At 27.5% G+C, this 1,311-nt stretch carries 1 protein-coding gene; it reads right to left on the bottom strand.

Translation table 11 applies throughout. The annotated features are described in order from the left end of the window. Positions 1-83: 83 nt before the first annotated feature. Positions 84-857, bottom strand: a complete 774-nt coding sequence (locus tag B2671_RS03225) for an HAD family hydrolase (RefSeq protein ID WP_346869133.1) — start codon at positions 855-857, stop codon at positions 84-86. Positions 858-1,311: the final 454 nt, after the last annotated feature.

Below are 1,311 nucleotides of genomic sequence, written 5' to 3'. Positions count from 1 at the left end.
AATCCTTATGGTGCTATTACCATTAGAGTTAGGCTTATAGATGTACACATGTTATTGTATAAGTTTCTGTTATATTGCTTTTATCAAAGAAAGATATTTTTTCCAATGAATTTTGCAACTCCATCTTCATCATTAGTATCAGCAATATAATCGGCTATATTTAGTACTTCTTTAATAGCATTTGATACAGCAATACCATAACCGCATTGTTCAAGCATTTCTATATCATTTAAGTCATCACCGAAGGCAATAATATTTGACAATTCAATATTTAAGTAATTTGCTAATGATTTGATTGCATGAACTTTACCAACATTTTTATTGACAAAGCCATATAGATTTTCACCTCTATAACAAATTAACTTACAATCTGGAAATTTATTAGCTATATCTAAAGCAATTTTTTTGTCGGGCAATTCAGCCACTATTTTATATGCGCAACTATTTATTGGTTTTGAATAATCGTTATAAATTGCTTTGTACAATATTGAAGATTTTTCAATATTATGGCTATTCCATAAAACTCCACTATCTGTTGCTACTGTTATTTTAAGTGTTGTACTGATATTCCTTATTTCACTAATTATGTGATTCGTTGTATCTAAGCTAAATCCGCAACCATAGATTATCTCACCATTGTGATATACCATTGCTCCATCGGTGGTTATTTCAAAATCTGGTTTTATAATATTATGATACTTTTCTGCACCTATCCGATATCTTGCTGTTGCAATTGCTGTTCTTATTCCATATTCAGGACATTGTCTAAATATATTTTTAGAATATTCAGAGATGCTTTTATCAGTATGAAGTAAAGTGAAATCCAAATCTGTAATTATTAATTTTATGTTTTTCATAATACCCCTCCATCATAAATTATATTAGTCATATTCATGTTGTTATTATTAAATATGCATTTATTTTATTGTACAAAACATATATTGTTAATTCAACTTAAATTGTATATTTTATGTATATGGAATCACCCCGGAGTACGTAAACAAATTGTGAACACAATTTGTTTTGTTTATTTCCTCGAAAACCCATCAATTCCCTAATAACCAACAAAAACACTCAAAAATAGGTTATAATTAGTAATAAACTAAAACTTTGGTGGTGATAACATTAGTACTAATTTATTTAATATAATACCTGGTAATTTATTTTCGCCTTTAGCTTCTTCTAATAGATTTTTATATAGTGAGATTATTTTTATTACTTATAAATTGGTTCAAAATGGACTTTCTTATGGAATTGATAAGGATATTTTAGTGGATGAAATTGAAAGTATGCTAAGGGAGAGAAATTTAG

It is taken from the genome of Clostridium sp. UBA5119 (genome assembly GCF_002414285.1).
Lineage (GTDB): Bacteria > Bacillota > Clostridia > Clostridiales > Clostridiaceae > Clostridium_J > Clostridium_J sulfidigenes.
This window is presented reverse-complemented; position numbering and strand designations above follow the sequence as displayed.

Bases quoted from the DNA above. Each gene is read 5' to 3' on its own strand.
- B2671_RS03225 (WP_346869133.1), bottom strand. From the start codon at position 857: ATGAAAAACATAAAATTAATAATTACAGATTTGGATTTCACTTTACTT.